Here is a 6,635-nt window from a genome sequence, read left to right on the forward strand (position 1 = left end):
ATCGAGATGCTCGACAAGCACTTTGAGTACTTCTACTCAGACAAGGGCTTTGGACCCGCCGTTGAGAAAAGACAGGTGCCGCAATCGAAGTTGGAGCACTACCGGGGGAAGGTCCCAGACAGGCTACTGGAATACTGGCGGGCGTACGGCTTTGCTGGTTACGGGAAAGGCATCTTCTGGATAACTGATCCGGATGACTACGCCGAAGCCCTCAATGCATGGCTCTATGGAACAGAGTTCTATGGGAAAGATCACTACTACGTCATTGGCCGAAGCGCTTTCGGAAACTTGACCCTGTGGGGAACCAGTACCGGGCGTAGCCTGACCATAAATTGCGCTTGGGCAATGCTCTTTCCCACCGACAAATCCCGATGGATGAGGGAAGGGAAGGCAGATTCTCTGATTTCAACGTGGCTGTCCGGGATGAGTGTCGACTATCCGAATGAGGCCGATGACAAGGGCATCCCCCTCTTTGACCGCGCCGTGAAACTGCTGGGCCCACTGAACCATGACGAGATGTATGGCTTCGTCCCGGCGCTTGCACTCGGTGGTCCATGCCGCCTCGATCATCTGCAGAAGGTCAACGCCACCGAACACCTGTTGTTCCTCGCCCAGCTGGGAGAACGCCGGGTCATGGCCGACATCGTGGCTGAGGCCAAGAAGCGAGGGCTGTGAACCAGCGGGTCAGGACGGCTAATCCATCCACCGAACCGCAGCCGAGCGTAGGCTCGGCTCTACATGACGCCGCGCTCCCTCAATCCGCCGGCCGATGGTCGTAACTGATCACCCGTTCCACCTGCCACTGCCCCTCCACCCGCCGCCAGACCTGGACGAAACGCGCCTGGCCGGTCCAACGCTCCACACCCTTCGCATCGCGCTCGTGGAAGCGGTGGTCGCCGATCTCCAGCGCCCGCTCGTCGTGCAGCGGAAATACCTGCAGCGAGCTTTCCACCAGCTCACGCCGCAGATGGATGTGGTTGGCGCGGTTGCTCTCGCACAGGGCGGCCACGCTGCGGCGGAAGTCGTCGCGGTTGCTGGCGGACTTGCCGGCCTTGTCATGGAAGAACTCCATGTCCTCGGTGGTCATCGACGCGGCCTTGTCGGCGTCGCAGGCGTCGAACGCGGCGGCGAACAGCTGCGTATCGGCCTGGCGGATCTGTTCGCGCAGGCTGTCGGGCGCGGTCGGGGCAGCGGCGAGGCCGGCGGCCAGCAGGGGAAGGGTGAGCAGCAGCATGGCGAATCTCCCGGAAGTGGTCCGCGCAGGCTGGCACGGTCCACCGTACTCTGCCGCCGTGTTGCGACGAAACCGGCGCTGGACGCGATGAAGCGGGAATCTGGCGGGGCGGGCGTCCCTTCAGCCTGTGCACGCCGTGTCACAGCGCGCCGCGATTCCCTCACGGGCGGCATAGGGGCGGGGTTCTAGCCTGCAACTCTTCCCTTCCACAGGAGCCCCCATGCCTGCCTCCCGCATCCGCCTGCACGTTGAAGACACCGGCGGCGATGGCCGCCCGGTCATCCTGATCCATGGCTGGCCGCTGTCAGCCGATGCCTGGAAGACGCAGGTGTCGATCCTGCGCGATGCCCAGTACCGGGTGATCAGCTACGACCGTCGCGGCTTCGGGCGCTCCGAGAAGCCTGCCGACGGCTACGACTACGACACGTTGGCGGCGGACCTGGCCGCGCTGATTGAAGAACGCGATCTGCGCGATGTCACGCTGGTCGGCTTCTCGATGGGCGGTGGTGAGGTGGCGCGCTATGTGGCCAACCATGGTGAAGACCGCTTGCACAGCGTAGTGTTCGCCGCCGCCGTGCCGCCCTACCTGCTGAAGAGTGACGACAACCCGGACGGCCCGCTGACCCAGGACAAGGCCGACGAGATGCGCAGCGGGCTGGAGAAGGACCGCGAGAGCTTCTTCGATGGCTTCACCCGCGACTTCTTCAGCGCCGATGGCAAGCTGATGGTGACGGAGGAGCAGCGCCAGGCGGCGATCGCGCTGTGCCACCAGTCCGATCAGACGGCCGCGCTGGGCTGCATGCAGTCCTTTGCCACCACCGACTTCCGCGACGACCTGAAGAAGATCACCGTGCCGACGTTGATTCTGCACGGCGACAGCGACGCCATCGTGCCGTTCGAAGGCTCGGGCCAGCGTACGCACCGGGCCATTGCGGGCAGTGAGGTGGTGATCCTGGAGGGTGCGCCGCACGGCTGCAACACCAGCCATGCCGATCACTTCAATCTGGCGCTGCTGAACTTCCTGAAGAAGTAAGCTGGCACCATGCGCAAGACCGAAACCCCGCCGTGGAAGAAGCCCAACCCTAAGGGCCAGAAATCCCAGCCGCTGTCGCCTGCCCAGAAAGAGGCGGCGCGGCAGCGGGCGGAGGAGAATGGGCGCCCGTATCCGAATCTGGTCGACAATATGTGGGCCGCCAAACTGCCGCGCGAGGTGTAAGCCTGGCAGTCGAGCGCGGGCTCGGCTCTACGGGTCGCCCAGCGGTTCCCAGCCGGCGTCCATCCAGGGCGCTACCTGCGCCTGGCGCATCGAAACCGCACCGGCTGGCAGGCCCGCCCGCTGTGCCAGCTCGGCCTGCAATGCCACCGCATCCACGGCGGCAGGAAGGGCCACCTGCAATCGATCGTCAAGGTGGCGGATCTGCACGGGTAGCAGGGCGTGCGCTTCATGGTCGCCGCCGAAGCGGCCGATCGGATAGCGCATCGTTACCGGGCGCGCCAGCGGCGCAAGCGAGGGTCGCCATCGCTGCAGCACCACGGCCTGTGCCGCCGCCGGAACGCGGACTTCAGCCAGCGTGACCGGGTAGCCACGCACGAGCTCGACCATCACCTGGAAGCGTGCGCCGTCGGGCATGGCCAGCACCGTGGCCGCCAGCGCAGCGATCGCCACCGTCACGCCCAGCAGATGCCAGCTGCGCGGTGCGCTGGCGGGGCGGGTTGCGGTGCGCAGGCTTGGCCGACGACGCAGTGCACGTGCGTACAGGCGTCGGTCCTTCTTGCGCGGGCTGTTGCTGTGCGCAGGCAGGTTCAGCGGAACCGGCGGCAGGCGGGCAACGCGTGCCTTGATCAGGCGTGACACCCCCCACGCCGCCAGTGCGAATGCCAGCAGTGGCAGCAGTGTTCGCACCACCAGGTACAACGTCACCATCCTGTGCACGTCCTCACATATGCGTCCACTTCAATCGACATCCTACCGATAGGCGCCAGCTGTTGTCGTATCTGCCAGCCGACAGCGGTGGTGCGGCTGGATAGCATGGCGCGTTGTTGTCATGGATGAATCGATGCGCTCTGCTGTTTCCCGCCTCGGCCGCCTGTTCGGACCGGGGGTGATGGTGTTTCTGTTGCAGCTGGTGGCGCTGCTGTCGCTTGGCCTGGGGGCCGGCTACTTCCACTCCCGCGTGGATCTGCTGCTGGTGCCGGTGGTGGACGGCTGCGGTGGTCCCGATCCGGTAGCGCGCCTGCGCGTGGCCGAGCAACTGCTGGCGCGCGCCGAAGCGCTGGATGATTGGCAACCACTGCGCTGGATTCCGCTGGTGGGCACGCTGCTGGCGCTTCTCGGCGCGGCAACGGTCTGTGCGCTGCGTGCCATGCCCCAACAGTACCGCCTGGGCAGGCTGCGCCGGGCGCTGGTGGCGCTGCATGTGGGCGTGCTGGCGTTGGCAGGGTGGACGCTGCACCAGTACGAGGATGCGTGGAGCAGCGTGGCAAGACTGTCGCCGGCGGCCTGCCTGGTGGACCTGACCGAGCAGGGCCGGGTGCCGTTGGCACAGGCCCAGCAGGTGGTGCTGCACGTGCTCACCCGCGAGTACGCCCCGTTGCAGCGCAATCCGGATGATCTGGCGATGATGGCGGTATCGCTGCTGGTGGCCGCGATGGTGGCCAGCATCGTGTTGTGGCGTGCGGCGGCCAAGGGTATGCGGACGCCTGCCTGATCGCGTTACAGTCCACGCATTGCCCCGACAAGGAAGTGCTGATGCGTGCGTTGTTGCGAGCCCTGCCGTTGATGTTGCTGTCGCTGGCGGTGCAGGCGGCCGAGGTGGATCGTCGCATTGCGGTGACCATCGATGACCTGCCCTGGGCGCGGGTGGACGAGATCGTGCCGGCGGACCTGCAGTCGCGACATGCCGCGTTGATGGCGCAGCTGCGCCAGGCGGATGTGCCGGTGGTGGGCTTCGTCAACGAGAACAAGCTGGAAGTGGACGGGCAGGTGCAGCCTGCGCGCGTGCAGATGCTGCGCGACTGGCTGGACGCGGGCTATGTGCTGGGCAACCACACGTATTCGCACATGGACCTGAACGCCAAGGGCGTGGCGGCGTTCCAGCAGGATTTCCTGCGTGGGGAGACGGTGCTGCGGCCGCTGCTGGCCGAGCGTGGGCAGGTGCCGCAGTGGATGCGCCACCCCTACCTGCGCGCCGGGCGTAACGCGGAAGAGCGCGTGCAGATGGACGCGTTCTTCAAGCAGCACGGCTATCGCGTGGCGCCGGTGACGGTCGACAACGGCGAGTGGGTATGGGCGTTCGCCTATGCCAACGTGATGAATGAGCAGCCCGATTCACCGGCGCGCGAGGCCACGCTGGCGCAACTGCGTAAGGGCTATGTGCCGTACATGCTGAACAAGCTGGACTACTACGAACAGCAGTCGCAGGCACTGCTGGGCTATGCGCTGCCGCAGGTGTGGCTGATGCACGCCAACGAGCTCAACGCGGCCACGTTTGCCGAACTGGTGGCGGCGACCAAGCGGCGTGGCTATCGCTTCGTGTCGCTGGACGAAGCGATGCGCGACCCGGCTTACGCGCGTGGCGCCGAAGGCTACAACGGCCGCTATGGCCCCAGCTGGCTGCACCGCTGGGCGATGGCGGAGAAAAAGCCGAAGGACTTCTACGCTGGGGAGCCGGTGGTGCCGAAGTGGGTGATGACGTTGGCGAAGGTGGATTCGGAGTAAGGCTCAGCGCTTGACGGCCAGTACGCCGTCCAGCGCCAGCTCGGCCTTGAAACCGGCCTTTTCCAGCCGCTTGGCCACTTCGCGCGGCACATCTCGGCCGCTGGTCAGCTTGTTCGGCGCACCGGTGTAGTGGAACAGGCGGCCGCCCTTGCGGATGACGCGGGCGAGGTGGTCATAGAACACCTGGGAGTACAGCTCGCCGGCAATGCCGAAACGCGGCGGGTCGTGCAGGATCGCGTCGACGCTGTTGCTGGCCACCTGCTCGATCTGCTGCGAGACGTCGCCGTGGCTGAACTGCAGGCGGCCCCCGGCGGCGGCCGAGTCCGGGTCCGGCGACCACGGGTTGAGCGTACGCAGCCACATCACGTCGGCGTTCTTCTCGAACGAACGGATCTGGCCGACGCCGGCCTCCAGCGCGCAGGCGGCGAAGTAGCCGAGGCCGCCGCAGGTATCGAGGATGACCTTGCCGGCCGGCGCGACCAGCTCGACCTTGCGGCGTGCGTCCTCGAACGGCGACAACTTGGAGGTCGGCAGCATTTTGATGCCGTCGATCTCGAAGGTGGGCGCGCCCCACTCGGTGGGCACCAGCTTGATCAGCGAGCCGCTGTAGCGCGAGATCGGCGCGAACTCCTCGCCATCCCAGTAGTACAGCGTGCGGTCCTTCAGCTTGCCCGGCCACGGGTAGGCCTGGCCGCGGAAGTGGAAGCCGTCCGCATCCAGTGCCACGGTGTCCTGGCTGCGGCCGAGATCGAGCGAGCCCTGCCAGTCGCCAGCGCCCTTGTCATGGGCACGGCGCAGGGTGTCGGCGCTGTCGCGGGTCAGCAGGGGGCCGGTGTAGTGGGGCACGGCGGGTACCGGGGCGGTTCGGGGGAGGGCATGGTACCGCAGCTGTTGTAGTGCCGAGCCGTGCTCGGCTCCCCCGCTCAATCGCACTTCACCGCATACACCGGCCCGGCGCCGATCAGCATCAGCGCCATGTAGTCGCTGTCGCTCGCCTTGCCCTTCAGCGTGGCGCCCTTGTTGAAATGGAAGAGGCCGAAGCCCCCGGCCATGCGGATCAGCGCGCTGTCGATCTGCGCGGCGTCATCGCGGAAGTAGCGGCTGATCTCGCTGTTGCTGGCCTTGTGCAGGGCATTCGGCTCGCGCTGCCACTGGCCGTCGCGGTTGAAGGAGACGAAGTACTGGCCCCCTTCCTTCTCGATGCGGAAGTCGGCGGGCTTGCGCGCGCTGGTGGCGAAACAGCCCTGCAACGGGTCGGCGGAGAAGGGAAGCCCGGCATCACCGCTACAGGCGGTGAGCAGCAGGAGGGCACCGGGCAGCAGCAGGCGGAGCGTGCGCATGGGATGTCCCTACGGGGCGGGTGCGGCTAGTGTAGGCAGCACGCGGGCACGGCCCGTACAGGAATTCGGCAAGAGAAGAGGGGTTTTCGGATGGCGCAGGGCAAGGCACCGTGGTGCGGCGTGGCCAGTTGGCTGGGCATGGTGGTCGGCTGGGGCGCGGGCACAGTGGCCGCACAGGCGGCGGTGGCGGCCGGCGGCAATGGACTGGCCGCGGGGATGGGCGTGGCGGTGCTGGGTGCGGCGCTGGTGGGTGCCGGCTTTGCCGTGGCATCGCGCGTGCGCGGCGAGCGTTGGCCGTGGATCGGCATTGCCGGTGCGGTCGTGAGCGCGCTGCCGCTGCTGA

At 66.7% G+C, this 6,635-nt stretch carries 10 protein-coding genes; 6 read left to right on the forward strand and 4 right to left on the reverse strand.

Annotated features, from left to right (window positions below):
* Positions 1-6 precede the first annotated feature (6 nt).
* Entirely contained in the window at positions 7-675 is a 669-nt protein-coding gene (locus N7590_RS16605) for a GAD-like domain-containing protein (RefSeq protein WP_239544570.1), read from the forward strand.
* Between the two features lie 79 nt (positions 676-754).
* Here the strand turns inward: N7590_RS16605 and N7590_RS16610 are convergent, their stop codons facing one another.
* A complete protein-coding gene (locus N7590_RS16610) occupies positions 755-1,234 on the reverse strand; it encodes a DUF4440 domain-containing protein (RefSeq protein ID WP_164242929.1) in 480 nt (159 codons plus the stop codon).
* Between the two features lie 220 nt (positions 1,235-1,454).
* Between N7590_RS16610 and N7590_RS16615 the strand changes: the two genes are divergently transcribed.
* Positions 1,455-2,267 (forward strand): alpha/beta hydrolase, encoded by an 813-nt coding sequence (locus N7590_RS16615; protein WP_164242930.1) that lies wholly within the window; start codon positions 1,455-1,457, stop codon positions 2,265-2,267.
* 9 nt (positions 2,268-2,276) lie between these two features.
* The gene (locus N7590_RS16620) at positions 2,277-2,450 is read left to right on the forward strand and encodes a hypothetical protein (protein ID WP_187299790.1); all 174 of its coding nucleotides are present in this window, start codon (positions 2,277-2,279) and stop codon (positions 2,448-2,450) included.
* Between the two features lie 27 nt (positions 2,451-2,477).
* Here the strand turns inward: N7590_RS16620 and N7590_RS16625 are convergent, their stop codons facing one another.
* Complete coding sequence (locus N7590_RS16625) at positions 2,478-3,158, reverse strand: hypothetical protein (protein ID WP_164242931.1); 681 nt, start codon at positions 3,156-3,158, stop codon at positions 2,478-2,480.
* Positions 3,159-3,291: 133 nt separating this feature from the next.
* Between N7590_RS16625 and N7590_RS16630 the strand changes: the two genes are divergently transcribed.
* Together N7590_RS16630 and N7590_RS16635 are read left to right on the forward strand one after the other, a co-directional pair.
* Entirely contained in the window at positions 3,292-3,942 is a 651-nt protein-coding gene (locus N7590_RS16630) for a hypothetical protein (RefSeq protein WP_204275160.1), read from the forward strand.
* A gap of 41 nt (positions 3,943-3,983) precedes the next feature.
* Positions 3,984-4,952, forward strand: a complete 969-nt coding sequence (locus N7590_RS16635) for a polysaccharide deacetylase family protein (protein ID WP_164242933.1) — start codon at positions 3,984-3,986, stop codon at positions 4,950-4,952.
* Positions 4,953-4,955: 3 nt separating this feature from the next.
* On the opposite strand, the gene N7590_RS16640 is transcribed toward N7590_RS16635, so the two are convergent.
* Positions 4,956-5,798 (reverse strand): MnmC family methyltransferase, encoded by an 843-nt coding sequence (locus N7590_RS16640; RefSeq protein ID WP_164242934.1) that lies wholly within the window; start codon positions 5,796-5,798, stop codon positions 4,956-4,958.
* Positions 5,799-5,875: 77 nt separating this feature from the next.
* A complete protein-coding gene (locus N7590_RS16645) occupies positions 5,876-6,292 on the reverse strand; it encodes a hypothetical protein (RefSeq protein WP_164242705.1) in 417 nt (138 codons plus the stop codon).
* Positions 6,293-6,382: 90 nt separating this feature from the next.
* Between N7590_RS16645 and N7590_RS16650 the strand changes: the two genes are divergently transcribed.
* Positions 6,383-6,635: hypothetical protein (locus tag N7590_RS16650; protein ID WP_279935737.1), on the forward strand; the 253-nt coding region annotated here is incomplete at its 3' end.

Origin of the sequence: Stenotrophomonas sp. GD04024 (assembly GCF_029837545.1) — a bacterium.
Taxonomy (GTDB): Bacteria; Pseudomonadota; Gammaproteobacteria; order Xanthomonadales; family Xanthomonadaceae; genus Stenotrophomonas; species Stenotrophomonas forensis.

Coding starts and splice junctions, on each gene's coding strand:
- N7590_RS16605 (WP_239544570.1), top strand. CDS start 7: ATGCTCGACAAGCACTTTGAGTACTTCTACTCAGACAAGGGCTTTGGA.
- N7590_RS16610 (WP_164242929.1), bottom strand. CDS start 1,234: ATGCTGCTGCTCACCCTTCCCCTGCTGGCCGCCGGCCTCGCCGCTGCC.
- N7590_RS16615 (WP_164242930.1), top strand. CDS start 1,455: ATGCCTGCCTCCCGCATCCGCCTGCACGTTGAAGACACCGGCGGCGAT.
- N7590_RS16620 (WP_187299790.1), top strand. CDS start 2,277: ATGCGCAAGACCGAAACCCCGCCGTGGAAGAAGCCCAACCCTAAGGGC.
- N7590_RS16625 (WP_164242931.1), bottom strand. CDS start 3,158: ATGGTGACGTTGTACCTGGTGGTGCGAACACTGCTGCCACTGCTGGCA.
- N7590_RS16630 (WP_204275160.1), top strand. CDS start 3,292: ATGCGCTCTGCTGTTTCCCGCCTCGGCCGCCTGTTCGGACCGGGGGTG.
- N7590_RS16635 (WP_164242933.1), top strand. CDS start 3,984: ATGCGTGCGTTGTTGCGAGCCCTGCCGTTGATGTTGCTGTCGCTGGCG.
- N7590_RS16645 (WP_164242705.1), bottom strand. CDS start 6,292: ATGCGCACGCTCCGCCTGCTGCTGCCCGGTGCCCTCCTGCTGCTCACC.